We start from the raw sequence: 23,727 nt of genomic DNA on the forward strand, positions 1-23,727 counted from the left end.
AGGAATGAGCCGCCCATGAAAATCGCCACCTGGAACATCAACGGCGTCAAAGCGCGTATCGAGAACCTCTGCCAATGGCTGAAGGACTCGAATCCGGACATCGTCTGCCTGCAGGAAATCAAGACGGTCGACGAAGGCTTTCCGCGTCTGGAGATCGAGGCGCTTGGCTATCACGTCGAAACGCACGGGCAGAAAGGCTTCAACGGCGTAGCGATTCTCTCGAAGACCAAACCGGATGAGGTGACGCGCGGTTTACCAGGCGACGATAGCGACGAACAGGCCCGCTTCATCGAGGCGGTCTTCTCCGTCGAAGGACACGGCGCCTTGCGGGTCTGCTGCCTCTATCTGCCGAACGGCAATCCGGTCGATACGGAAAAATACCCCTACAAGCTCGCCTGGATGGAGCGGCTGCGCAAATTCGCCTTGGATCGTCTGGCCTTGGAGGAGCCTCTGGTACTCGCCGGCGACTACAACGTCATCCCGGAACCACATGATTGTTTCGACCCGAAGGTCTGGGAGAGCGATGCCCTCTTCCTGCCGCAGACGCGCCAGTCCTTCCGTCAGCTCGAACATCTCGGCTTTACCGATGCGGTGCGCGCGACGACAGATGCAATCAAGCTTTATTCATTCTGGGATTATCAGGCCGGCGCTTGGCCGAAAAACAACGGCATCCGCATCGACCATCTGATGCTGTCGCCCGAGGCTGCCGATCGCCTCACCGCAACGGCAATCGAGAAACATGTGCGCGCCTGGGAAAAACCGTCGGACCACGTGCCTGTGATCGCGCACCTCGATTTCGGGGACTAGTCCGCTCAGCTGCAAGCACATGGCGTGCCCTCAGCAACGACGGCGTCAGTAAAGCGGCGATCAATCTGAGCCGGCAACGTCAAGCTGATGGGCCATGGAGACCGCCACACGGCGATCGTTCTCGTTGGCGATGGAGAAGGCCTGCTCCTGCATGTCTTCCATCCAGCTGCAGTCCTTCGGCTTGCACTTGTCGAGCGCTGCGGTCATGAAGGCCAGGCCGCGGATCGATTGGCCTTCCTGGAACAGGATATTGCCGAATACGGCCATGGCGCCCGGATGGCCGCTCTTGCGGGCCTGGTTCAGCCATTTCTTGGCCTGCTGAACATTGGTGGCGCCGCCCTCGCCTGACAGCATCATCTGCGCCAGCTGGAACTGCGCTTCCGGAACGCCGAAGGTCGATGCCACCTGGAAATAGAGCTGCCGGGCCTGGTTGAGGTCGATCTTCACCGGGCTGTTGGGGATGCCGGTCTTGTAATAGCTCGCGAGCGCCAGCAGCGCATTGATGAAGAAGCCAGTGTCTTCCGAACCCGGTTCCACACCCTGCTGGGCGATCTCGCTATAGATCTTGAAGGCTTCGAAATCGTTCTGCGCCACGCCGTCGCCATCGGCATACATATTGGCCAAGGCCCAACGGGAGCCGGTATGGCCTTTTTCGGCGGCATAACGATAGGCTTCGACCGCCTCTTCCTTCTGCCCGTTCTTGTAGGCCTTGAAGCCGAACTTGAAGAGATCGAACGGACCTGATTCCTTGGTGACGCCGGCATTGATATCGAATGCCTTGGCTTGACCCGCCAGCACCACCGCAGTGGCAAGGGACAGGCTGAGCATCATGACTCTCGCTGATATGAACTCGGACTTAAACATAACAGTCGATTTCTTTCGCTCCATTCGGACCTGTCGCGGCACTTGCATAAACGCCGCCAGCTTCACGAATGTTTTCCCTGATGGCGCACGAGACTGGATCGTCCTTCGAAAAGGCGTTTCCTGTGGCATCCAACCGATGCTGTTTGCCACAATTGCGAGCATAGCTTGCAATTATGTCCAAACCAGCATTTGTGCGGCCGCTATCGCATCCCACCATCGAAGCAGCGCCCTCATTCGCCCTCCGATGATGGAGCCCAAAGATCGGCCGGCTGACGACTTTCCTTGGCAGACAACGCGTTTTCGGCTGCGTCGGAAGCATCGCGGCTCCGATCCCGAATTGTTGCTTATGCCAAAGTGGAAATTCACCCATCGACCGCTTACGCACTTTCTACAAGGCTTGCCCCTGTGCCCACGTAATCGCTGCTCCCCATTTGTGGCGGGAAATGGACAAATTGTAATCTGATCACGTGGCTGCAATGTCTTGAAATAGAGTGTTGCTAATACGTCACAAAGATTTTATCGGACTTGAGATTTCTTTAACCATAAATCAGGCAAAAGATGCGGTTTGCGTTCCGCCTTTTACCGATCAGACAAAGAAACGTCGCGAGACTCGGAAAAGCTCGCGACGTCGATGATAAAGTGAAGGATCCGTCAATAAGCTCCTTCAATTCAATGGCTTATCGTCAGAAGCTGACTTTCACCGATGTCTGAAGAGCGGCGACCAAGTCATTGCCGAAGCTATAGGTCGCATCATTGCCGTAGACGACACCGCCGCGTGTGACCGGTCCGGATTTACCTGACGTCATGAGGCCGAGAGCGCCGCCGAAATTGAACTGAACATGCTCGGTCGCCTTGTAGGCCACGCCCGCGCCAAGGGTCCATGTATCGGAGTTCATGCCATAGCCGTCGCTCGTACCGCGATCCCAGGTCAGGCTGACGGCGCCGCTCCATTTGTCATTGAACTTGTGCCCAACACCGCCGGTAATCGTCCAGCCGTCCTTGTACAGCAAGTCGAGCGAAGTCAGCTCGGTGGGGCCGTTGGCCCTGCAGGATATGCTGCGCGTAGAACTCGGGCAGAGCGCGATGCTCTGCAGGATGCTCCAGTTCGTCCACTTGACCGAGCCGAAGGCCAGCCAATCCGGCGCGATACCGGTCTGTACCTTCCATTCCAGGGAGTCGGGAGCATCGGCCGAGCCGAAAACGGACGTTACCTTGCCACCGAAACCGGGGACAACAGGCGGCGGTACCTCGGTCAGGTCGACGCTACCCTTCAGGTTGTCGTATTTGACCCGGCTGTTGTAGACGAGGCTCGTGCGGAAGGCATATTCCGGAATTTCGTAGGCGATACCGGCGCGCCAGCCCCAGCCGTGACCGTCGATATCAAGCGAACCCATGCCGTTGTAAATGGCGGAAATCGGGGCCGGAGTGGCGTAGACGAGGCGCGACTTGTAGCCGCTGACTTCCTGATAGAAGCCGCCGCCGATCAGGCGTAGCTGACCCGGACCCGCATCGAACTTGTACGAGCAGGTGGCCGAGTAGTTGTTCGTGCGAACCTTGACTTCGGTTTCGTTATTGGCGCCGGCCCAATTTGCACCTTCATTGAGGTGGCCGCCGAACGGCTGCGAATAATCGGCCATGCAGTCGAGATCATCGGTGATGCCGATCTTGAAGGCGGCATAAGGAATGGCGTAATTTTCCGATGCATCCGTCGAACGGCTACGGTTATTGAGATTGCCGTCAGCCGGATTGATATCCTTGGCATTCTTCAGTTTACGGTCAGGCATGACGTAAGTAACGCCAGACTCGAACACGTAACGGCCCTTGTCGAAGAGCAGATCAATATCATAGCCGCCACGATCAAGGCCGCCCGCAAAGGCAGCGCTGGCGAAAGACGAGCTGATAACGAATGTAAGTGCGCCCCTCAGCGCAACAGAAAATGCCATTGTATCTCCCCCACAGGTGCATTCATTGGTTTGATTGTTGCGATGATCGCGTGAATTGGCAATGTGGCGCATAAGAACACCGACCACGTAAGAGAGTGATTGATTTACGTAAGAAAACGAACGCCGCCTCTGAAAATCTATCGGTGTAGGTAATTTTTTCTTTCGAAATAGCATTTTAGGCCCCTGATAGATTCTCATTCTTCACAGCAACAATTCTGTTACAATATGACAACAGTTTTGCTTTTCGAGCGTGTCCGACAGCTTTAGGGGTAATCTGTTTCGCCTGTGCGAAACTGACGGCGGATATGGGGCGTTAGATCCAGTCAATCCCATCGAATCGATAGGGAATAAACAAAAAGGCACGCGGCGAACACCGCGTGCCTTTCTCGATCACAGATCTCTACTTCTTCAAGCGAATCGCGATTTCTCAGCTTCGCTTCTTGTGCTTCTCACCTTTGATCGCACGCGTGTCCTAGCCGGCTTCGCTGACCCGGGCCAGAGCCACCTTGAGGCTCGACTGCTGCCCCTCGAGTTCGCCGAGGCGCTCGCGCTCGGCGGCGACGACGTCCGGATTGGCATTGGCAACGAACTTCTCGTTCGAAAGCTTGCCGGCAATGCGGGCGATCTCCTGATCGTTCTTGGCGATCGCCTTTTCGAGGCGCGCTTTCTCCGCGGAGAGATCGATGAGACTGCCAAGCGGCAGGCAGACCGTCGCCTCGCCGACGACGATCTGAGCCGCACCCTTCGGTGCCGTATCGGCAAGCGAAACCGCTTCCACGCGCGCCAGCCGCTTGATGGCGGCATCATGACGGAAGAGGCGCTCGCGCGTCAGGCTATTGGCATCGACGACAACCAATGGCGCCGTCGCAGCCGGCGGCACGTTCATTTCCGAACGAACAGAGCGAATGCCGGAAACAAGATCGATCAGCCAATTGATTTCATCGGCGGCGACGTTGTCGGCATAGGACGGCGCCGGCCAATCCGCGTGGCAGATCAGGCCTTCACGCTCCTGCCCCTCGCCTGCCGTGTGCGCCCAGAGCTCCTCGGTCATGAAGGGCATGAACGGATGCAGGAGCTTGTAGGTCTCTTCGAGAACATAGGCGGCGCAGGACTGAGCTTCCGCCTTGGCGTTCTCGTCTTCACCACTGAAGATCGGCTTCAAGAGCTCAAGATACCAGTCGCAGAACTGATTCCAGATGAAGCGGTAGAGAGCACCTGCGGCATCGTTGAAGCGGAAGCTTTCCAGCGCCTCGGTGACATCGCGCTCCGCGCGCGCCAGTTCCGTCAAGATCCAGCGGTTGACGGTGAGTTCGGCGGCTTCCGGCACGAAATGCGGATCGCTCTTGGCGCCGTTCATCTCGGCAAAGCGCGTGGCGTTCCAAAGCTTGGTGCCGAAGTTGCGGTAACCGGCGATGCGGGCCGGATCGAGCTTCACGTCGCGGCCCTGCGCGGCCATGATCGCCAGGGTAAAACGGAGCGAATCGGCACCGTACTGGTCGATCAGCTCAAGCGGATCGATGACGTTGCCCTTCGACTTCGACATCTTCTGCCCGTTCTTGTCGCGCACCAGGGCGTGAATATAGACGGTGCTGAATGGCTCGACCGGATTGCCGTTCTCGTCCTTCATGAAATGCAGACCCATCTGCATCATGCGAACGACCCAGAACGGGATGATATCGAAGCCGGTAACGAGGAGATTCGTCGGATAGTAACGAGCAAGCTCCGGCGTCTCGTCTGGCCAGCCGAGCGTCGAGAACGGCCAAAGCGCCGACGAGAACCAGGTGTCCAGCACGTCTTCGTCGCGCGTCAGGATTTCGCCCGGCTTGAAGTTTTCCAGCAGATCTTCGACATAGGCCTTCATCGGCCCTTCATGCGAGAGATAATGCTGGATCGCAGCCTGCAGTGCTTCTTCTTCGGTCTTCTCGACGAAGACCTGGCCATCCGGCCCGTACCATGCCGGAATTTGATGGCCCCACCAAAGCTGGCGGGAAATGCACCACGGCTCGATATTTTCGAGCCAGTTGAAATAGGTGTTTTCCCAATTTCTGGGGACGAACTTGGTTCTGCCCTCGCGCACGGATTCCAGCGCGGGCTGTCCCAACGTCTTGTTATCGACGAACCATTGTTCCGTCAGGCGCGGCTCGATCGGCACGCCGCCGCGATCGCCATGCGGCACGGCATGCGTATGCGGCTCGATCTTGTCGAGCAGATCAGCCTCTTCGAAGATGCGAACGATGATCTTGCGTGCCTCGAAGCGATCCTTGCCTTCCAGCTCGTCCCAAGCGCCGTGCAGCGCCGCGGGATTATCGAGGCCTTCGAGGAAATCCTCGTTGTCCTTGATGGTGATGGAGGCATCGACGTTCATGACATTGATCGAGCGCAGCCCCGCCCGCTTTCCGACCTCGAAGTCGTTGAAATCATGGGCAGGCGTAATCTTCACCGCGCCGGTGCCGGCGGTCGGATCGGCATAGGAATCGGCGACGATCGGAATCCTGCGACCGACAATCGGCAAGATGACATGCTTGCCGACAATGCCGCGATAGCGCTCGTCTTCCGGATTGACCGCAATGCCGGTATCGCCGAGCATCGTTTCCGGGCGCGTCGTCGCAACGACGATGTAATCGCGCGTTTCGAATTCGGTCGGCTTGCCTTCCTCGTCGAAGGCGATCGGATATTGATAGCTAACACCCGGCTCCAGCGGATAGCGCAGATGCCAGAGGTTGCCCTTCACTTCGTGCTGCTCGACCTCCATATCGGAGATCGCCGTCAGCAGTTTCGGATCCCAATTGACGAGGCGCTTGTCCTTGTAGATCAGGCCTTCCTTGTAGAGCGTGACGAAGACTTCAAGAACGGCCTTGGACAGGCCCTCGTCCATGGTGAAGCGCTCGCGCGACCAGTCGCAGGACGCGCCGAGGCGCTTCAGCTGATTGAAGATCAACCCGCCCGATTCGGCCTTCCATTCCCAGATCTTCTCGATGAAGGCTTCGCGGCCCATCTTGCGCCGATCCGGCTGCTGGCGCTCGGCGAGACGACGCTCGACGACCATCTGCGTGGCGATGCCGGCATGGTCCATGCCCGGCTGCCAGAGAACGTCCTTGCCGCGCATGCGCTCGAACCGCACCATGATGTCTTGCAGCGTGTTGTTCAGCGCATGACCCATGTGCAGCGAACCGGTCACGTTCGGCGGCGGGATGACGATGGTGAAGGTTTCCGCGCCCGGCTTGGCGTTCGCACCGGCGCGAAAGGCGTCGGCCTCATCCCATTTTTGGGCGATCTTCGGTTCGACGGTGGCGGAATCATATGTTTTGTCGAGCATTTTTTGACCGGATCTAGAGAATTGGGTGATGCGGGTTGTAAATAGGATGGCCGTGGGCAAGTCAATAAAAAAGCCGCCCCGAAGCCCGGAGCGGCGGATCGGTTACCTGAAGCTCAGGCTTGTCAGCGGCGCGGGCCGCGGGCCACTCGCTCGATTTCCTCGCGCACGAGACGCTCGACGAGAGTGGGCAAGTTGTCGTCGAGCCACTCTTGCAGCATGGGCCGGAGCATCTCCTGCGCCAGCTCATCGAGCGAACGGCGCGGAGCGCCATCGACGATGGCAGCCAGTTCTTCGAACGAGCGGGAAACCTGCGCGCCAGCGGCTTCCGACATCAGCGGCGATACGGATACGGCCTGGGCCGATGGCAAGGATGCTGGCTCCCCTTCCACGGCAACTGTTAGTTCCGACGCCTCAAAAATTGGTGCCTCGACGGGTGCTGCGACCTGAGGCGCCACAGAGGCAGCCATCGGCCTCTGCTCTTCCATCTCAGGTTCAACCTCGGCCACCACCCGCACAACAGGCTGAGCAACCGGCGCGGCAACATCTGTAATGGCCTGTCTCAGGGGGGCGTCGGCGATCGGCGCGACATTCACCTCGGCAAGGCGCGCAGCCATGGCCGGCGGCAGCTCGCGCGGCTGCGGCGGCTCGCGCCCGGCATTCAGTAATGCGGCGGTATTGCGCTCGGAGGCGGCACGCACACGCGCGGCAACATCGGCCAACGACAGACCGCGGCCGGCAGCTTCCGGCTCGGCAACGGGCATCTGCGAGTTTGCCGCAACGAAACGAGGGTCCTGTTCGGCTGCACGCGCGCGATCAGCGGCAGCGAACTCTTCATCCACAGTCAATTGAATGTCGTCGTCGCGCATGCCGGAGCCGGCAAAATGTGTCGCGGGAGTCGGCTTGGCGCCTACGGGTTCGTTGCTTTCGATGATCCTGCGGATCGACGCCAGGATCTCTTCCATGGACGGTTCACGCACTACATTTGGCTGAGCCATATTCATCCCCGTTTTCCCATATTCAGCGACCGGAAACTCAACAAGCGGCACCCGAATCAGGGCCACCCTAGATGACTGTCTTCGGGAAAAAAATCACCTGAAAAGCACTAAACCCGGTGATGCACAGTTTTGTTACGATCACGACGAATCGCTCTGCTAAGCGCGATTCTGCCACAGGCAGCGACAATAAAAAACAGGCGCCAAAAGGCGCCCGTCGCAAGCTCAAAAAACAGGTCGTTCAGGAAATCAGAAGACGAATTCCTTGGCCTTGGCAAAGCCCGGAAGCGGCTTGATCGAGGCGTTGAAGAAGACGTTTTCGGAAAAGGCGCCACGTTCGCGCATGAAAACAGTCGCGCGCGCGGCGTGGCCATAGCCGATGACCGTGATCAGGCGGCCGTCTTCGCCGAGCTGGTCAAGCAAGCCCTGCGGCAACTGCTCGATCGAGCCGTTGAGGAAAATCACATCGTAGGGTGCATTGCCGGCATGACCCTTTTCAAGATCCCCGCCGACGACGGTCACGTTGTCGTAGCCAAGCGCGGCAAGATTGGCCTTCGCCTGAGCCGCAAGTTCCTCATTGGATTCAAGTGCGATAACCTTGCCGGCGACCAGCGACAGGACGGCGGAGACATAGCCCGTGCCACAGCCGACATCGAGAACCTTGTCGTCCTTGGTGATGGCGCCGAGCTGCAGCAACTTTGCTAGCGGCGAGGCTTCCATGAGGAAACGCCCGGGAGCGACCTCGATATCGCAATCGACATAGGCCAGGAGCTTCGACTTCTCCGGCACGAAGTTTTCGCGCGGTACGGCGAAAAACGCATTCAACACGGAATGGGAGGTGACATCCGTCGTCCGGATCTGGTTCTCGACCATCTTCACGCGCGCTGCTTCGAAATCCATCTTATCCTCTTGCGCCCTTGGTGCCCGAACGGGCTGGCTCTACTTTCTGTTACGCGTGTCTTAATCGCCTGACGCTGCGCTTTCAAGGCATTGCCGCAACAGGCGCCGAGATTCATGCTCAGGCGTCGCCGACGAACAACAATCGACCCCTTAAATGCGAGCCGGCGCCTTTCGGCACCCAGGATTTGTGCGACACCTTACAAATCCGCCATGCCCCGGACCGGGACGCTCGTTAGCAAAATGTTAACTTCACGCGACCACGCTTCAGGACATTGGACCCCGCCCGGGTGTGGTGACCAATCAACCTTCCGGCCCGAAGCTATTCGGCCCAAACATTAAATTTGAATAGAAGGTGGCTGGGATGCCTGTTTCTCTTGTTCTTTTCGTCGTAACGTCGCTGCCGCTGGTGGTTTTTCTGGCCGCGAGTCTTTCCTCGATGATGTAGGTTTTCCGAATGAGGCTTTCGCTCTTCGTCGCAGCGCTTCTCCTTCTCTTACCCCAGGTCGCGTTGAGCGAGGAAACGTCAAGCGAGGATGAGCCGAAGGAGACAGCCCCGATCATCGGACATGTCGTTACCGGAAAGCAGCTCGACGAATGGTGCGAAGAGGACCGAACGCTCGCCTCGGTCTATATCCAGGGCATTCTCGATGAGGCCCAGCGAACGAAGAACCTGACGATCCGGGCGACTAAGCAGACACCGAAAAACTCATCGCGCTACGAGCGCTATCTTCAACAGTTCGTCGGCGCTTTCTGCCTGCCGCCCGATCTCAATAATGCAAAGGCGACAGCAACCGCCTGCAAATGGATGGCAGAGCACTCCTGGCAGCTCGAGCGGCCTGCCAGCTCGCTGATCGCACGCGCCTACAAATTTGCCTTTCCCTGCCTTGAGGAATAGTCATTCGCCCGCAATGGCGGCTAAGAACCGTCGCGAGACAGCTAAAACTTTCGCTGGGGATTGAGAAACATCCAAAGCGACCATGCCCCTGCCCGCCGATATCGCGGACCAAATGCGCAACGGAACCGGCAGCTCGAGCGAAGATCTCAGTCAGGCCAAAGAGCGCGAAACTTGATGTGCGAAGGCGTTACATCGCATTTGCGTTGACAACTACTAAGTACACCTTATAATTAGGACGCTGAATTTGATTGACCTCTAGTCCAGCAAAAGGCGGCCCAGTTTTTTCCCTAGACTGGACCGCTTTTGCTTTTATGGAAGCGCCAACTCTCTATCCATTTGCTTCGCACTTTCGGCACCGAACCGGATCGGCGTCCGATTGTATTGCCGCTTGAGCAATGCCGAAGCTGAAGCGCCGGCACCCGCCGTCCTCAACTCCCATAACTCCTCAATACCTTAAGCGTCAGTTCAGTTTCGAATGCGACGCTGAGACGGGGATGGGGAGTATCAATGTCGTTACCGAAGTCGCGGTGGCTTGCGCTGACATCAGTCGAGCGCAAGAAGCTTGTCCGCCTGACTATGATTCGACTACTGCCGATCTTCGGTGCTCTGGCGCTGCTCGGCATCGGGTTGCTTGTAATGTTTACCTAATAGAGAATTTCGAAGATCGAACGCCGCTACCGCCATCCTGTGCACTGGGCCGGCAGACTTGGGACTACCCATGGATGGAAGGACGCCAAGATTTGGGGAAATGGGATAGGCACCAAATCGCTGCTGGCAGCCGATGAGACGGAAAACTGAACATAGAACGGATTGCCACACTTAACTTCGATGTGGCTGAATGATTCAGGTTCAAATTGCCATCCCTGAAAATTCAGTAGAAAAATCAGATATCTATTGGGGATTTAAGAGAAGATGGAGGCCTCGCCCGGAATCGAACCGGGGTGCAAGGATTTGCAGTCCTCTGCGTAACCACTCCGCCACGAGGCCATCCGAAAGCAATTTGCGTTGTGGTGGCGCGGATTTAGAATGATCCAAAGAAAACCGCAAGAGGCTTATTCTGAATTCTGTCCTTTTTTCATTCTGAAGAGAGAATTGCCTACTGCTCTTGCACAGCTGTCAATGCGGGTAATGAAACGCATTGCGCGCAGGGCTGCGGGAGCGTCGCAGATACGACTTATATCGGCCGAACCGGAGTGACGCACGAAATAGTTGCGAAACTCAAAACCACACAGCCTTTACGCGGCGGCGCGGGAATATTAAACAGCATGCTGAAATTTCGAGCAGCATATTGAGAATTCAGACATGTTCTTGCTGCGGCCAGCAACACCCGACGACATCGCGCGCAATTATGAGATTTGGCGCACCTCCGTCGAAGCCACCCATGATTTTCTCGATGCGTCAGACCGTGAAGCGATTGCGAGGACGGTCTTGGAAGACTATTTGCCGAATGCAGAGTTCACGGTGGCGGTGGATGCCAATAATGTGCCGCATGGCTTCCTGGGAGCGACCGAGAACCATATCGATTCGCTCTTCATACATGCCGACAGCAGAGGTGCGGGCTTGGGACGTCTGCTTTTCGACGGCTTCCGTGCTGGAAAAGATGTCGTCACCGTCGACGTTAACGAGCAGAATGTGGGCGCTGTCGGCTTTTACGAGCGGCTCGGGTTCATGGTGACAGGGAGCGCCGATGTCGACGATCAGGGTCGGCCCTACCCGATCCTTCATTTGCGATGGCAAAGACCGACAGCGCCATGAGGCGCAGCTGCCGATGACCGCCATTTCGGGAGCTCTGGCGATCATCCTGGATTTTGGCGAACCGGTGGAAATTGAAGACTAAAAGATCATCGCCGGATCGGGGCGCAGCCGTCCTATCAGGAGGTCGGCGCTGCCAGCCCATTCAGGTAGGTTATAGAAACCTATGGTAGATGCTAGAATGAACTCTACCGGTTTGTACGCCACCCACGGACCGGACAGTGCCGCGTCCGACGAGACTACGCCCCCAGTAATGTCGTCGGACGCACCACGGCCAGGCGCCCGGCAGCCGAATCGCAACGAAGTGCGATTGCCAGACGGTCTCTTACCTTCTCTTCTATAGAGTGATGCGCGCCGCTACAGGTTTTTCTGCCTGAGAATCGTTTCAATAGTCGCGACTCAAAAGAGCCGCGACTCGGCGCTGCCATCCAGATTGCGGGCAATCGGCTGCGCCCGGTCTCAGGATTGAGCATAATCATATGGCTGCGGCTTCCTGCCCTCGCCCGCCCCAAATCAGCGCGTATCGCCTTAACAGCCGGAGACTTAGCCGTTTTCCGGGCTGTTAGAACACAAGCCATCCAAATGGGATGGAAAACAAGCCGGGATCAGATACCCCCGTGAATTGCGTCATTTTTGCAACAACGCCGGTTTTCAAGTAGTGCACATATAGTTCCATACCCTTAGTATCTTGCCAAATCACTGAAGCAGGTTCAGGAAATAGTTCGCGGAGCTTACTACTTCGCACCTACTGATAGGGAACATGAACGGGATGGGGTTGGGCACGTCGTTTCTCGGCGCGATATCTCATGCCCAATCAAGAAAGATTGGAGTTATTATGAACATCAAGAGCCTTCTTCTCGGCTCCGCTGCTGCCCTGGCAGCAGTATCCGGTGCTCACGCGGCTGACGCTATTGTAGCAGCTGAGCCGGAGCCGCTGGAATACGTCCGTATCTGCGACGCATACGGCGCTGGCTACTTCTTCATCCCGGGCACCGAAACCTGCCTCAAGATCGGCGGCAAGGTTCGTACGGAAGGTGAATGGTACAACGCTTACAACCGCGACAGCCATCAGGGCACGCTCTGGCACACCCGTGCTGAGTTGAACGTCGACACCGCAACCGACACCGAATACGGTCCGCTGAAGACCGAAACCATCGTTCGTTGGGACTGGAACGACGGCGGCTCCACCTCCACCAACCTGCTGTGGTCCTACATCAGCCTCGGCGGCTTCACGGTTGGCAAAAAGGACTCGCAGTACAACCTTTACATGGGTTACGCCGGCGACGTCATCAACGACGACGTGATCTATGACGGCCCGTACGAACTCAACCAGTTGACCTATGAATATGACGGCGGCAACGGCTTCTCGGCTGTGATCTCGCTCGAAGATTCCAACTCTGCCACGACCGGCTCGGCATCTTACGGTGCAAGCTGGTGGACGGACGACAAGACCAACCACTACGCTCCTGACGTTGTTGCTGGTGCCGGCTTCAAGTCCGGTGCATGGGGCTTCAAGGTCGTCGGCGGCTATGACTCGATCGTCGAACAGGGCGCTATCAAGGCTCGCGTCGATGCTGACTTCGGCGCATTCACGGCCTTCTTGATGGGCGGCTGGAACACCGATGGCGACAAGCTCAACAAGTATGCAGGCACCAACCAGGACGTCTCCGCTTGCACGGCACCGAACGGTACCGTCAATGCATCGAAGTGCGGCTGGGGTGACTGGGCTGTTTGGGGCGGCGTTGGCGTTCCGTTCAACGACAAGCTGAAGTGGAACCTGCAGCTCGCCTACAGCGACTCGAAGATCTTCGAAGCGACCACGAACCTGAAGTTCAACCCGGTCAAGAACCTCCTGGTCGAGCCGGAACTGACCTACGTTCACTATGACTATGCCCACGACGACACCGTTTCGGGCATCCTGCGCTTCGAACGCAACTTCTAACCTGATCAGACTTGACCTCCGATCAGAGAAGGAAGGGGGCCGGCTTTCCCTGCCGGCCCCCTTTTTTATGGTAACTTCCGCAATTAGCGGCTCCTCCTGCGATCAATACGCGTGTCACAGGCGCCCCAGTCAACGAAAAGGGGAACCTAGTCGCTGCCCTGGCGTTTAGCGATGAAAAGGGACATGGCTGAATACAGGAGTTAGAACCTTGAAACACCACCTTGCTTCACTCGCCTTGAGTGTGACGCTGGCCATAGGCTCCGCGCTACCCGCCGCCCTGCCCGCGATGGCCGCGCCGCCGAGCAGTCCATCCATATCGCGCGCGTCGGATCTCATCCTTGTGCAAGAGCAAGGATCGCGCCGATGGGGTAATGACGATCGTCCCCGCTGGCGCGATCGCGATCGCCGTCATTGGCATGGTGACCGCGGCTGGGATCGCCGCCGTCATTGGGATGACAGGTGGCCGGACGACCGTCGCTATCATCATCGCCGCCACGGCGGCGTGATATTCGAGATTCGGCCTTAGTGCGCGAGCACCACGACCAGCCGGCATATCGTAACTGATATGCCGGCTGCCAAACTCACGCCAGACGTAGGCAGCGCGTCATTTCGAGGTATAACGCAAACAATACGGCCGCCACCGGAACCCCGGCAGCGGCCGTATCGGTTTAAGAGGAACCTGCGCCGGTTCCTAAGTCTTCCGATCAGCGGCAGACGCGCACATGGCGGACAACCCAGCGTCCATGAACCTTGCGCTTTACCTTCTTCACATGGCAGTGATGATGATACTGGTGATGACGATGATGATGCATCGGAGCGGCCTCGGACGGCACGCTGAAGGCAAAGACCGACGCCACAGCTACTGCAGAAGCAAGAATCAGATTTTTCATGTCGAACCTCTAAAGCATTGGGGGACTATGCTGCGCGGATCGCGCATTACGTTCATGCGCCGCATCGCATTAACGGCACATGAACATGCTCTCACATTCGCGAAAGCAACCATACCTTGAACTAGTTTTTTCAGAAATACCACATATATCCGCCCAAGAACCGCCTCTGCGGACTCTCGAAAACCGTGGATGTATCATGTTGGCACAATCTCATTAGCCCGCTACCATTCGCCGTCCCGTGCCGAGAAAGGTGCGGTGCAAGATATTGTTATTGCGCTGCAAAATGTCTGAATGAGGTATGCGCGGATTTTCAGTCACTCACCGAACGAAGGGGAAGCAAGCGCCGAACACGTTCGTCGCGAAGATAAAGGCCACCCCACGTCATGACGCCGAGCAATAAACTGATAAGTTGTGGCGGAGACCCGATTTCTCCGAGACGGAAATGGGCGCAAATAGCGCCGCCGAGGAAACCGGTTGTAAGGACTGCTCCAAGGACTGCCGTGCGCGGAATTGCGTAAAGAACGACGCAGACAAGGATGATCATGCCGACCGGTGTTGCCAGACCGGTTGAGAAGCCAGTCTCCTCCATCTGCCCGCTGACCAACGACGGTGCAAAGAGATCAACAGCCGCATCGGCAGCAAACGCAAGTATCACGATTGCGCTCAGAACCCATCCCAGCGCCATTCCACCACGAAAACTCGCATTCTCAGCCATCTTGTCCCCCAATGCGCCAGAACTGGTCCACATCCCCCGATTGCCGGCCGGCATTGACGCCTGGCTGACAAGCGGCGGCAATCTGGCATGAATGGGAAAGACAGGTCAACGAAGATACGGCCTTCGAACCGAACGGGTCTCGGCCGAAGTCAATGCCGCGGGGCATGTGCAATAAAACTGCAAAAATGTGCTGCTATAAGCCCGGCCACGCTCATCAGCTTTGAGAATTACAGACGCAGGATTAAATCAATCGTGCGCGCTAGCGCCGATACCAGCTTCAGTTTTGTAGAAGAAGAGTGGCTCCCCGGGCCGGATTCGAACCGGCGACCTGTCGATTAACAGTCGAATGCTCTACCGCTGAGCTACCAGGGAATGCGCTTGGCGCGGTGTGAGCGGGGTAATACAAATGCTTTCCCGATTTGCCAAGCGGTTTTTTCAAAAAAATCGCATTCTCTTGCATTATTTCCTCGCGCCACCATTTCCTGTGGATGACCGATCAAAGCGAAACGACAGCAAATGCCGATCGAAATGGCCGGAAAACCCGCCGTTTTGGCATTGATCCTTCAACGCGCGAGCTTGTTTTCGGCTCGGTGAGAATTCCTCTGCCGCGATCGCGCCTTGCCCGCGTTGGCGTGGGGATAGCGCTCATTTTCGGCGGATTGCTCGGCTTTCTGCCGGTGCTCGGCTTCTGGATGCTGCCATTGGGCTTCATCGTGCTCTCGCACGATATGCCTACGGTGCGCCGCTGGCGCCGCCGCTTCGCCGTATGGTGGACGCGAAAACGCCGCCCGGCAAACTAAAGAGCGTCGCGATCCTTCAGATCCGCTTCCCGCGCTTTAGATCTTTGATTTTGCGCATGTCGTTCTCGCAAAGCCGCTGCCCACTTTTGCGCGACATGCTCGAAGCTCTCTTCCTATTCCGCACGAACGGGACGAGCCGGATTGCCGACAACCGTCGTACCGGCGGCAACATCCCTGGTGACGACCGCGCCGGCGCCGATGATCGCGCCGTCCCCCACCGATACGCCGCCGACAAGGATCGCGCCGCCGCCGATCCAGACGCTTCTGCCGATCGTCACTGGCCGGGCGACTTCCAGACCCGCCCCGCGCAATTCGGCGTCCTTATGATGTTCGGCGCAATAGATATGGACGCCCGGCCCCAGCATGCTGCCGTCGCCAATGCGGACGCTGGCGCTGTCGAGGATCGTGCAGCCGGCGTTCATATAGACCCGGCGGCCGAGCGAGATATTGATACCATAAGAGCAATGAAACGGCGCCTCGATGAAGACGCCTTCGCCGATGTCGGCAAAGAGCGCAGACAAAGCCGGCGCAAGATTGCCGCGTTGGGCGGGCGGCATTGTGTTGTGTGCGTGCACAGCCTCGCGCGCCCGCCAGCGCAGGGCGTCGAGCTCCGGATCCAAACAGCAGTACCACTCCCCCGCCGCCATTTTCTGCCGCTCGCTGAGACTCATATTCTCATTCCTCCAATGCCTTCCGAACTTGCCCTCGGCGATCTTGCAACACCGCTCAGGGCACACGCAAGAAAGACCATCGTGTCTTCTTAGCCGATCAACAATCTATGGGCGAACACGCGCGGCCCACACCCCTTGATTAGCAAAATCTCAAATGCACGATCCTGCAATGAGCGCTGCTCCGCAAAGCCGCTACCCTTGTGAAAAAGCCCGTCAATGCGGGATTCTTGCCCTCAACAAACTGTCACACAGCTTGTCTATAACCCGCGCTACCGCGGACTTGCGCAAGACCACCGGTTCCGAGCTTTCAAAAAGGAAATAGGGATTATGTCTAAACTTAAAAACCTCATTTCGGCTGCAACAGCCGGCGTCATGAGCGTAGCGCTCGCCATGCCGGCTGCCGCTGCTCCGGTCAAGTTCGATTTCTGGTTCGGCCTGTCGGGCGACCTGCAGCGCGTCGTTGAGACCATGTGCAAGAACTTCAACGACTCCCAGAAGGATTATGAAGTTTCCTGCGTCAGCCAGGGCAACTACGACGCCGCTCTGCAGAACACCATTGCCGCCTTCCGCGCCGGCAAGCAGCCGACGATCGTTCAGGTCTATGATGTCGGTACGGCAACGATGATGCTTTCGGGCGCCTACTACCCGGTCGACAAGCTGATGGCCGAGAACAACTACAAGGTCGACTGGAACAACTACTTCCCGGGCATCGCCCGCTACTACGCCACCTCCAAGGGCGAGCTGCTTTCCTTCCCCTTCAACTCCTCGACCGCCCTGCTCTACTGGAACAAGGACGCCTTCGCCAAGATCGGCAAGACTGCCGCTCCGAAGACCTGGGAAGAAGCTGCCGAAGACATGAAGGCTCTGAAGGGCGCCGGCTATGATTGCCCGATGGCCATCAACATCTCCGGCAACGAAAGCTGGCAGCTGATGGAGCAGTTCTCTGCTATCCATGACCAGCCGGTTGCCACGAAGAACAACGGCTATGATGGTCTCGATGCTCGTCTGACCGTCAACAAGACCAAGTTCGTCAAGTATGTCACGGATCTCAAGAGCTGGTACGACCAGGGCCTCGTCAAGATCAAGTCCAAGGACCTCGGTCAGGACATGGTTCAGGCCTTCGCTGCGGGCGATTGCCAGATGATCATGACCTCGGTCGGCGACCATGGCACTGTCACCAAGACCCAGAAGGCTGGCATGAACTGGGATGTTGCCGAACTTCCGGTTTACGCGGGCACCGAGCGCAAGAATTCGCTCGTCGGCGGCGCTTCGCTCTGGGTTCTCTCGGGCAAGTCCTCTGACGAATACAAGGGCGCTGCTGCGTTCCTGAACTTCATCGCCAAGCCGGAAACCGCTCTCTTCTGGTCGACCAACACCGGCTACATTCCGGTTACGAAGTCCGGCTTCGAATTCATGAAGTCCTCCGGCTTCTACGACAAGGCTCCTTATAAGGGCCGCGAAGTCGCTATCGCCAGCTTGACCGCTTCCGAGCCGACCCCGATCACCCGCGGCGTCCGCCTCGGCAACTTCACGCAGATCCGCGCTGAATTCGGCAACCAAATGCAGGCCATCTTCGCCAACAAGGTCAGCGTCCAGGAAGGCATCGACAACCTCGTCAAGAACGGCGACGCCGTCCTCGACCGCTTCGAAGCCACCTACAAGGGCAAGCAGCTGCCGTAATCGGCGGAACTCTTAGCAAACAGCGTCCGCCGAGATTTTCCCGGCGGACGTTCGTTATGAGAGCAAGCGTGGCATCAGGCCCCCAAGCCGGAAGAGACAATGGAAAAGCGTATCACTTTCAACAAATGGAGCGTCGGCATCCTCTTCGCGGTGCCGCAGCTGCTTCTTATCTTCACCTTTTTCTATTGGCCGGCTGGTCAGGCGGTCTTCTGGTCGCTGACGCTCCAGCAACCCTGGGGCGGCGGCAACATCTGGGTTGGACTCGATAATTTCAAATCCATCCTTGCAAATGCAGATTACTGGAATTCGGTGACGATCAGCATCATTTTTGCAGCTATCAGCACTGCCATTTCCATGGGGGCCGGGCTCATATTCGCAGCCCTGACCGATCGGCAATTGCGCGGTTCGAAAATCTATCGCGTGGTGCTGATCTGGCCCTACGGCATCGCCGCACCTGCGTCGGCAATGGCCTTCCGCTTCATCCTGGCACCTGAAGCCGGCTTCATGTCCTTCGTCAATCACTATTGGCCAGGCTTCTGGGACCCGGGCCTCGATGGCAACGCCGCCATGGCCTGTATCATCGTCGCCTTCTCCTGGAAATATATCGGCTATAGCTTCATCTTCTTCCTGGCCGCTTTCCAGGCCATACCGCGCTCACAGATCGAGGCGGCCGCGATGGACGGCTCCGGTGTGCTCCGGCGTTTCTGGGACATCCAATTCCCGCTTATCACGCCGACGATCTTCTTCCTGCTTGTCATCAACATCACCGAGAGCTTCCAGGAAGCGTTCGGCATCGTCGACATCATGACTTCGGGTGGCCCGCACAACTCGACCAATCTGATGGTTTACAAGATCTATTCCGATGGCTTCAGGGGCCTTGATTTTTCCGGTGCGGCGGCACAGAGCATCATACTGATGCTGCTGATCGTCATGCTTACCATCTTCCAGTTCCGCTTCATCGAGAAGCGCGTGCATTATCGTTGAGGTTGACATGGTCGAGCGCACACCCGTTCTCAATTTCTTTACGCATCTGATCCTGTTTCTTGGTTTCGTCATGGCCGTGGCACCGCTGGCTATCGTAGCGATCGCCGCGTCGCACAATCTCGCCGACGTCAACACGGTTCCGATGTCGCTGATCCCAGGCTCGGACTTTTGGGTCAACATGAAGACAGCCTGGACCACCGCTAATCTCGGCCCCAAGCTGCTGAACAGCCTGATCTTGGCCACCGGCACCGCGGTGGGAAAGGTGGTCATTTCGGCGATAACAGCCTTTTCGCTGGTCTATTTCCGCTATCCGGGACGAGGCATCCTTTTCTGGCTGATCTTCATAACGCTGATGCTGCCGCTCGAAGTGCGCATCGTGCCGACCTACGCGGTCATAGCGAACGTCCTGTCGCCCTACCAGGGGCTCCTCGACATCACCGGCATCAGCTGGCTCATCCAGAAGATTACAGGTGTCGAAGTATCGCTGAACCTGGGACTGCTTAACTCCTACCCCGGCCTGATCTTGCCGCTGATCGCGACGGCGACCGGCACCTTCCTCTACCGTCAGTTCTTCCTGACGATACCGGACGAACTCACAGAGGCCGCCCGCATGGACGGCGCCGGGGCACTGCGTTTCTTCATCGACATCCTGCTGCCGTTGTCGCGCACCAACATGGCCGCGCTAGGCACCATCATGTTCCTCTGGGCCTGGAACCAGTATCTGTGGCCAATACTGATCACCACAGATCCAGCGTATACGACTGCGGTGATGGAGCTCAAATCGCTCATCCCGAACGTGGGCGGCCTTCCGGAATGGCATATCGCCATGGCCGGCACGCTGATCGTCATGATTCCACCGCTTGCTGTCGTGGTATTGATGCAGCGTTGGGTTGTTCGCGGCGTGATCGCCACCGAGAAGTGATATGGCTATCTGTCGCGCCCGTTCGCGGGCGCGACAGTTTTCGACAGGGAGCAACCGGCGAGCCATCCCGGCATCGGACTGATGGCCCCTACCCTAGTCCTCCAATGCAATGCCGGTCCAAGCTGGCTGCTCGCTGCCTCGATTGAGCATTCCGCTACGCACCTAGCTGCCATCAGCATTCCACCGCAGGCGAATTACCCCACCTCACGACCGAACGGCAATTGTTCAAACATCCCCGCATCTGTCGGGAGCGACTGGCCATGCGCACCTGCCGATGTTCGATTAGTGCAATTTATTGCTTGAAAAATGCATTGTGACGCTCCGCCGTTCCCTGCATTTTTCACCGACGCAATCGGATGGAGAGGCCGATTGGAGGAGTCGTCAAGCTTCCGCTCGCCGCATGTTTTTCGCCGTGATCTCGCTCCGCATCGCTGAGGTGCGGCCGGCATCAGTGACGAAGCGATGTTGCATGCGCAAATTTCCGGAGCGAACCGAAGAATTTTTCGGACGACAAGTCCAATCGCGCGAGCGTTTCAAAATTGCAAGGAGGAGGATGGAATGAGACTGTGGCATTTGACGATAGCAAATGCGGCGTTTTTGCTGAGCGCGGGTATCAGTGCCGCTCAGGACATGCCGACACCGGAAGAAGCGCATTGCATGGCCCTGCGCGGGATGTTGATCTCGCCCGAGAAGATCGGCGAGCCGGCCCGTCGCGGCGTCGTCTATTCCGCCGATCTCGTCAAAGGTGAGCAGGCTGCAGGTGGCGGCTTCTGCAAGGTGCTCGGCGGCATCGAGCCTATCGACCCCAAGGCGCCCAATATCAATTTCCAAATCAACCTGCCGCTCGCCTGGAACGACAAGATCATCCAATACGGCGGCGGCGGATATGACGGAACTCTGATCGAGGCGGTCAAGAACGTCTCCTTTGGATCGGACGCCGTCAAGACGCCGCTTCAGCGCGGCTATGTGACCTTCGGCAGCGATAGCGGCCACCAGTCTCCTTCCGTGCTCGACGGCAAATTTCTTCTGAACGACGAGGCGCTCGCCAATTTCGGCGGTCTCCAGATCAAGAAGACCCACGACGTTACCATGGCCGTGGTCGAAGGTTATTACGGCCGGAAGCCGCAGAAGAGCTATGTTCAGGGCAATTCCCAAGGCGGGCACGAATCCCTGATCGCGATCCAGCGCTGGCCCGCCGATTATGACGGCGCCATCGTCACCCATCCCGCCAATCCCTTCTCCGCCCTGCAGCTCTCCGGTAACTATCTTGCCAAGGCTTTCTACAAGAACGGTGCCTATTTGAGCCCTGCGAAAGTGGAGTTGCTCAACACGGCCGTCACCAAGGCGTGCGACAAGCTCGACGGTGTCGAAGACGGTCTCATTTCAAATACGGCAGCGTGCGATGCGACCTTCAAGGTCGAAGATCTTCGTTGCACAAGCGGCGAGGATGAGGGCAATACCTGCCTTTCGGATGCGCAGATCGCCGTGCTGAAGACGATCAATACGCCTTACAAGTCCCCGGTCAGGCTGGAGGATGGCGTCGATGGCTTCGCCCGCTGGCCGATTTTTCAAGGGGGCGATCTCTATGGTCTCTGGGGTTTCGGCTCGTCGCCTGATGTGACGACACCGCCGACGCCATTCGCCAATTTCGGCCTGGCCGTCCTTGCCGATCCAATGATCCGTTATGCGGTCGTGCGGGATCCGAAGTTCGACACAATGACTTTCGATCCGACGAAATATGCCAAGCGGGTTGCACAGGTTTCCAGGCTGATCGATGCAAACAGCGCCGACCTCTCCGCCTTCGAAAAACGCGGCGGAAAAATGCTGCTGATGCACGGTACCATCGACTTCGCGATCTCGCCCTATAATACGGTGGCCTATTATGAGCGCGTCGTGAAGACGATGGGAGCGGAGAATACCCATAGCTTCCTGCGCTTCTATCTTGTGCCGGGCTTCGGCCATGGCAGCGGCAAGTTCATCGCCGCCTGGGACCCGTTGACCGCATTGGAGAACTGGGTGGAAAAAGGGAAAGCCCCTGAAAATCTGATCGTCAGCGATGCTGGCAAGGATGGCGCCGGTCGTACGCGGCCCATGTGCGAATATCCCTCCTACCCGAAGTACAAATCCGGCGCGACCGACCCGAGCAAGCCGGAGAATTTCGAATGCGCGAAATGATCTGCCGGCGGGTTTAGGTCTGGATCGCTGCGGCAATCGATCAAACTCCGTATAAAAAAGCCCGGAAGTCGGGAAAACTTCCGGGCACACCTACTGAAAAGTTATGTTTGAAATCAGCTCGCCAGCACCTTGAGCGGCGTGACGGAGGCAACGGCATCGAGCCGCAGCCCGGTATCCTGGGCAAAGAGATGCGTGTGCTGCTGCGGCAGTTCCAGTGCTACGGACTGGCCGGTCTGGCCGGTCGTGTGATCGGCAACGGCGACGGCGAAGCTCGAACCGTTGATGTCGCAATGGATGACGCGGCCGGCACCGAGTTCTTCGACGAAATCGACCGTTGCCGGTATGGCGCCGGGCGTGCCGGCAGGAACGAGGCGTGCATGTTCCGGCCGCAGGCCGAGAGCAACCGGCTGGCCGGCATGGCGCTTGCCGATATTGGCGTCGATGGCGATGGGAATGCCGTCGAAGATGAATTGCTCGCCATTGGCCGCGAAAGTGCCTTCCAGGAAATTCATGGCCGGAGAGCCGATGAAGGAACCGACGAAGCGGGTGCGCGGCGTGTTGTAGACTTCGAGCGGTGTGCCGACCTGCTCGACATTGCCCTTGTACATGACGACGAGCTTGTCGGCGAGCGTCATGGCCTCGACCTGATCGTGCGTCACGAAGACCGAGGTCGCCGACAGGCGCTTGTGCAGGCGGCGGATCTCGACGCGCATCTGCACGCGCAGCTTGGCGTCGAGGTTGGAAAGCGGCTCGTCGAAAAGGAAGACCTTCGGCTCGCGGATGATGGCGCGGCCCATGGCGACGCGCTGGCGCTGACCGCCGGAAAGCTCGGCCGGCTTGCGGGCGAGGAAATCCTCGAGGCCGACGATCTTGGCGGTTTCCCTGATGCGGCGATCACGCTCTTCGCGCGGCACGCCGGCGACCTTGAGCGCATAGCCCATGTTGGCGGCGACATCCATGTGCGGATAGAGCGCGTAGTTCTGGAAGACCATGGCGCAGCCGCGCTCGCGCGGCTCGAGTTGGTTGACCACCTTGCCGTCGATGATGATCTCGCCCGAGGTAATGTCCTCAAGGCCGGCGATCATGCGCAGCAGCGTGGACTTGCCGCAGCCGGAAGGTCCGAGGATGACGACAAATTCGCCCGATCGGAAATTCAGGTCAACGCCATGAACGACCGGATTGCGTCCATAGGCCTTGCGAACTTGTTCGATCCGGATTTCCGCCATTTTAATCTTCCCCGCCTGTCAATTCTGGGCCTGCCAATCGGGTGGACTGCTAGCGAATTTGCATTACAGAACAGTGACAAGGATCCCTTATATCACAAGCGGAATCAAGATTCCCCAACGGGAGTTGCGTTCAAGGCTCCCTTATGAAACGCCCGGTAGTGGAACCATTTCGCTGGCCATGTCGTATGCCGGTCTGGATGGCAACACGACATGCGGGAAACTAAAAGGCAAATCGATCGGCGATGATCATGAC

The 23,727-nt window shown here is 57.8% G+C and carries 20 protein-coding genes and 2 tRNA genes; 11 read left to right on the plus strand and 11 right to left on the minus strand.

Annotated features, from left to right (window positions below; translation table 11 throughout):
- The first annotated feature begins 15 nt into the window (after positions 1–15).
- Positions 16–807 (plus strand): exodeoxyribonuclease III, encoded by a 792-nt coding sequence (gene xth, locus GA0061103_RS24445; protein WP_092715730.1) that lies wholly within the window; start codon positions 16–18, stop codon positions 805–807.
- A 60-nt stretch (positions 808–867) separates the two neighbouring features.
- Here the strand turns inward: xth and exoR are convergent, their stop codons facing one another.
- From exoR to GA0061103_RS24470, 5 genes are all read right to left on the minus strand, one after another.
- Positions 868–1,671 carry an exopolysaccharide production regulator ExoR gene (gene exoR, locus GA0061103_RS24450; protein WP_092715732.1) on the minus strand — a complete coding sequence of 268 codons (804 nt, stop codon included), beginning with the start codon at positions 1,669–1,671 and terminating at the stop codon, positions 868–870.
- Positions 1,672–2,354: 683 nt separating this feature from the next.
- Complete coding sequence (locus tag GA0061103_RS24455) at positions 2,355–3,614, minus strand: OmpP1/FadL family transporter (RefSeq protein WP_092715734.1); 1,260 nt, start codon at positions 3,612–3,614, stop codon at positions 2,355–2,357.
- Positions 3,615–4,086: 472 nt separating this feature from the next.
- A complete protein-coding gene (locus GA0061103_RS24460) occupies positions 4,087–6,930 on the minus strand; it encodes a valine--tRNA ligase (protein WP_092715735.1) in 2,844 nt (947 codons plus the stop codon).
- Positions 6,931–7,052: 122 nt separating this feature from the next.
- Positions 7,053–7,925 (minus strand): PopZ family protein, encoded by an 873-nt coding sequence (locus GA0061103_RS24465; protein WP_167376641.1) that lies wholly within the window; start codon positions 7,923–7,925, stop codon positions 7,053–7,055.
- 246 nt (positions 7,926–8,171) lie between these two features.
- On the minus strand, positions 8,172–8,822 hold the full coding sequence (locus GA0061103_RS24470) for a protein-L-isoaspartate O-methyltransferase family protein (RefSeq protein WP_092715739.1): 651 nt from the start codon (positions 8,820–8,822) through the stop codon (positions 8,172–8,174).
- 454 nt (positions 8,823–9,276) lie between these two features.
- Between GA0061103_RS24470 and GA0061103_RS24475 the strand changes: the two genes are divergently transcribed.
- Complete coding sequence (locus GA0061103_RS24475; protein WP_092715741.1) at positions 9,277–9,717, plus strand: Rap1a/Tai family immunity protein; 441 nt, start codon at positions 9,277–9,279, stop codon at positions 9,715–9,717.
- 507 nt (positions 9,718–10,224) lie between these two features.
- Positions 10,225–10,365, plus strand: coding sequence for a hypothetical protein (locus GA0061103_RS35130; protein WP_167376642.1), 141 nt, complete (start codon positions 10,225–10,227; stop codon positions 10,363–10,365).
- Positions 10,366–10,630: 265 nt separating this feature from the next.
- Here GA0061103_RS35130 and GA0061103_RS24480 read toward each other — a convergent pair.
- A tRNA-Cys gene (locus tag GA0061103_RS24480) sits at positions 10,631–10,704 on the minus strand.
- A 315-nt stretch (positions 10,705–11,019) separates the two neighbouring features.
- Here GA0061103_RS24480 and GA0061103_RS24485 point away from each other — a divergent pair.
- The 3 genes from GA0061103_RS24485 (at position 11,020) to GA0061103_RS35135 (ending at position 13,917) form a co-directional block, all read left to right on the plus strand.
- Positions 11,020–11,472 carry an acetyltransferase gene (locus GA0061103_RS24485; RefSeq protein ID WP_092715743.1) on the plus strand — a complete coding sequence of 151 codons (453 nt, stop codon included), beginning with the start codon at positions 11,020–11,022 and terminating at the stop codon, positions 11,470–11,472.
- 832 nt (positions 11,473–12,304) lie between these two features.
- Positions 12,305–13,411: a porin gene (locus tag GA0061103_RS24490; RefSeq protein WP_092715745.1), complete on the plus strand. Its 1,107-nt coding sequence runs from the start codon at positions 12,305–12,307 to the stop codon at positions 13,409–13,411.
- 338 nt (positions 13,412–13,749) lie between these two features.
- Positions 13,750–13,917, plus strand: coding sequence for a hypothetical protein (locus tag GA0061103_RS35135; RefSeq protein WP_167376643.1), 168 nt, complete (start codon positions 13,750–13,752; stop codon positions 13,915–13,917).
- Between the two features lie 198 nt (positions 13,918–14,115).
- Here GA0061103_RS35135 and GA0061103_RS24500 read toward each other — a convergent pair whose 3' ends face one another.
- The 3 genes from GA0061103_RS24500 to GA0061103_RS24510 form a co-directional block, all read right to left on the minus strand.
- Complete coding sequence (locus GA0061103_RS24500; protein WP_092715749.1) at positions 14,116–14,301, minus strand: hypothetical protein; 186 nt, start codon at positions 14,299–14,301, stop codon at positions 14,116–14,118.
- 310 nt (positions 14,302–14,611) lie between these two features.
- Entirely contained in the window at positions 14,612–15,016 is a 405-nt protein-coding gene (locus tag GA0061103_RS24505; RefSeq protein WP_092715906.1) for a DoxX family protein, read from the minus strand.
- Between the two features lie 297 nt (positions 15,017–15,313).
- A tRNA-Asn gene (locus tag GA0061103_RS24510) sits at positions 15,314–15,388 on the minus strand.
- Between the two features lie 116 nt (positions 15,389–15,504).
- On the opposite strand from GA0061103_RS24510, the gene GA0061103_RS24515 reads away from it, so the two are divergent.
- Positions 15,505–15,816: a hypothetical protein gene (locus tag GA0061103_RS24515; RefSeq protein WP_092715908.1), complete on the plus strand. Its 312-nt coding sequence runs from the start codon at positions 15,505–15,507 to the stop codon at positions 15,814–15,816.
- 113 nt (positions 15,817–15,929) lie between these two features.
- Here the strand turns inward: GA0061103_RS24515 and GA0061103_RS24520 are convergent, their stop codons facing one another.
- Positions 15,930–16,487: a sugar O-acetyltransferase gene (locus tag GA0061103_RS24520; protein ID WP_092715751.1), complete on the minus strand. Its 558-nt coding sequence runs from the start codon at positions 16,485–16,487 to the stop codon at positions 15,930–15,932.
- 327 nt (positions 16,488–16,814) lie between these two features.
- Between GA0061103_RS24520 and GA0061103_RS24525 the strand changes: the two genes are divergently transcribed.
- The 4 genes from GA0061103_RS24525 (at position 16,815) to GA0061103_RS24540 (ending at position 22,248) form a co-directional block, all read left to right on the plus strand.
- Positions 16,815–18,167 carry an extracellular solute-binding protein gene (locus GA0061103_RS24525; RefSeq protein WP_092715753.1) on the plus strand — a complete coding sequence of 451 codons (1,353 nt, stop codon included), beginning with the start codon at positions 16,815–16,817 and terminating at the stop codon, positions 18,165–18,167.
- Positions 18,168–18,266: 99 nt separating this feature from the next.
- Positions 18,267–19,151, plus strand: coding sequence for a carbohydrate ABC transporter permease (locus GA0061103_RS24530; protein ID WP_092715754.1), 885 nt, complete (start codon positions 18,267–18,269; stop codon positions 19,149–19,151).
- Between the two features lie 7 nt (positions 19,152–19,158).
- Positions 19,159–20,073 carry an ABC transporter permease subunit gene (locus tag GA0061103_RS24535; RefSeq protein WP_092715756.1) on the plus strand — a complete coding sequence of 305 codons (915 nt, stop codon included), beginning with the start codon at positions 19,159–19,161 and terminating at the stop codon, positions 20,071–20,073.
- Positions 20,074–20,631: 558 nt separating this feature from the next.
- Positions 20,632–22,248, plus strand: a complete 1,617-nt coding sequence (locus GA0061103_RS24540; protein WP_092715758.1) for a tannase/feruloyl esterase family alpha/beta hydrolase — start codon at positions 20,632–20,634, stop codon at positions 22,246–22,248.
- A 113-nt stretch (positions 22,249–22,361) separates the two neighbouring features.
- Here the strand turns inward: GA0061103_RS24540 and ugpC are convergent, their stop codons facing one another.
- Entirely contained in the window at positions 22,362–23,474 is a 1,113-nt protein-coding gene (gene ugpC / locus GA0061103_RS24545; RefSeq protein ID WP_092715760.1) for a sn-glycerol-3-phosphate ABC transporter ATP-binding protein UgpC, read from the minus strand.
- Between the last annotated feature and the right edge of the window lie 253 nt (positions 23,475–23,727).

Source organism: Martinezella multihospitum (genome assembly GCF_900094585.1).
Taxonomy (GTDB): Bacteria; Pseudomonadota; Alphaproteobacteria; order Rhizobiales; family Rhizobiaceae; genus Rhizobium; species Rhizobium multihospitium.

Bases quoted from the DNA above. Each gene is read 5' to 3' on its own strand.
- GA0061103_RS24460 (WP_092715735.1), bottom strand. From the start codon at position 6,930: ATGCTCGACAAAACATATGATTCCGCCACCGTCGAACCGAAGATCGCC.
- GA0061103_RS24500 (WP_092715749.1), bottom strand. From the start codon at position 14,301: ATGAAAAATCTGATTCTTGCTTCTGCAGTAGCTGTGGCGTCGGTCTTT.
- GA0061103_RS24485 (WP_092715743.1), top strand. From the start codon at position 11,020: ATGTTCTTGCTGCGGCCAGCAACACCCGACGACATCGCGCGCAATTAT.
- GA0061103_RS24470 (WP_092715739.1), bottom strand. From the start codon at position 8,822: ATGGATTTCGAAGCAGCGCGCGTGAAGATGGTCGAGAACCAGATCCGG.
- GA0061103_RS24535 (WP_092715756.1), top strand. From the start codon at position 19,159: ATGGTCGAGCGCACACCCGTTCTCAATTTCTTTACGCATCTGATCCTG.
- GA0061103_RS24515 (WP_092715908.1), top strand. From the start codon at position 15,505: ATGACCGATCAAAGCGAAACGACAGCAAATGCCGATCGAAATGGCCGG.
- GA0061103_RS24540 (WP_092715758.1), top strand. From the start codon at position 20,632: ATGAGACTGTGGCATTTGACGATAGCAAATGCGGCGTTTTTGCTGAGC.
- GA0061103_RS24530 (WP_092715754.1), top strand. From the start codon at position 18,267: ATGGAAAAGCGTATCACTTTCAACAAATGGAGCGTCGGCATCCTCTTC.
- GA0061103_RS24465 (WP_167376641.1), bottom strand. From the start codon at position 7,925: ATGGCTCAGCCAAATGTAGTGCGTGAACCGTCCATGGAAGAGATCCTG.
- GA0061103_RS24475 (WP_092715741.1), top strand. From the start codon at position 9,277: ATGAGGCTTTCGCTCTTCGTCGCAGCGCTTCTCCTTCTCTTACCCCAG.
- GA0061103_RS35130 (WP_167376642.1), top strand. From the start codon at position 10,225: ATGTCGTTACCGAAGTCGCGGTGGCTTGCGCTGACATCAGTCGAGCGC.
- GA0061103_RS24490 (WP_092715745.1), top strand. From the start codon at position 12,305: ATGAACATCAAGAGCCTTCTTCTCGGCTCCGCTGCTGCCCTGGCAGCA.
- GA0061103_RS24520 (WP_092715751.1), bottom strand. From the start codon at position 16,487: ATGAGTCTCAGCGAGCGGCAGAAAATGGCGGCGGGGGAGTGGTACTGC.
- GA0061103_RS24455 (WP_092715734.1), bottom strand. From the start codon at position 3,614: ATGGCATTTTCTGTTGCGCTGAGGGGCGCACTTACATTCGTTATCAGC.
- GA0061103_RS24505 (WP_092715906.1), bottom strand. From the start codon at position 15,016: ATGGCTGAGAATGCGAGTTTTCGTGGTGGAATGGCGCTGGGATGGGTT.
- xth (WP_092715730.1), top strand. From the start codon at position 16: ATGAAAATCGCCACCTGGAACATCAACGGCGTCAAAGCGCGTATCGAG.
- ugpC (WP_092715760.1), bottom strand. From the start codon at position 23,474: ATGGCGGAAATCCGGATCGAACAAGTTCGCAAGGCCTATGGACGCAAT.
- exoR (WP_092715732.1), bottom strand. From the start codon at position 1,671: ATGTTTAAGTCCGAGTTCATATCAGCGAGAGTCATGATGCTCAGCCTG.
- GA0061103_RS24525 (WP_092715753.1), top strand. From the start codon at position 16,815: ATGTCTAAACTTAAAAACCTCATTTCGGCTGCAACAGCCGGCGTCATG.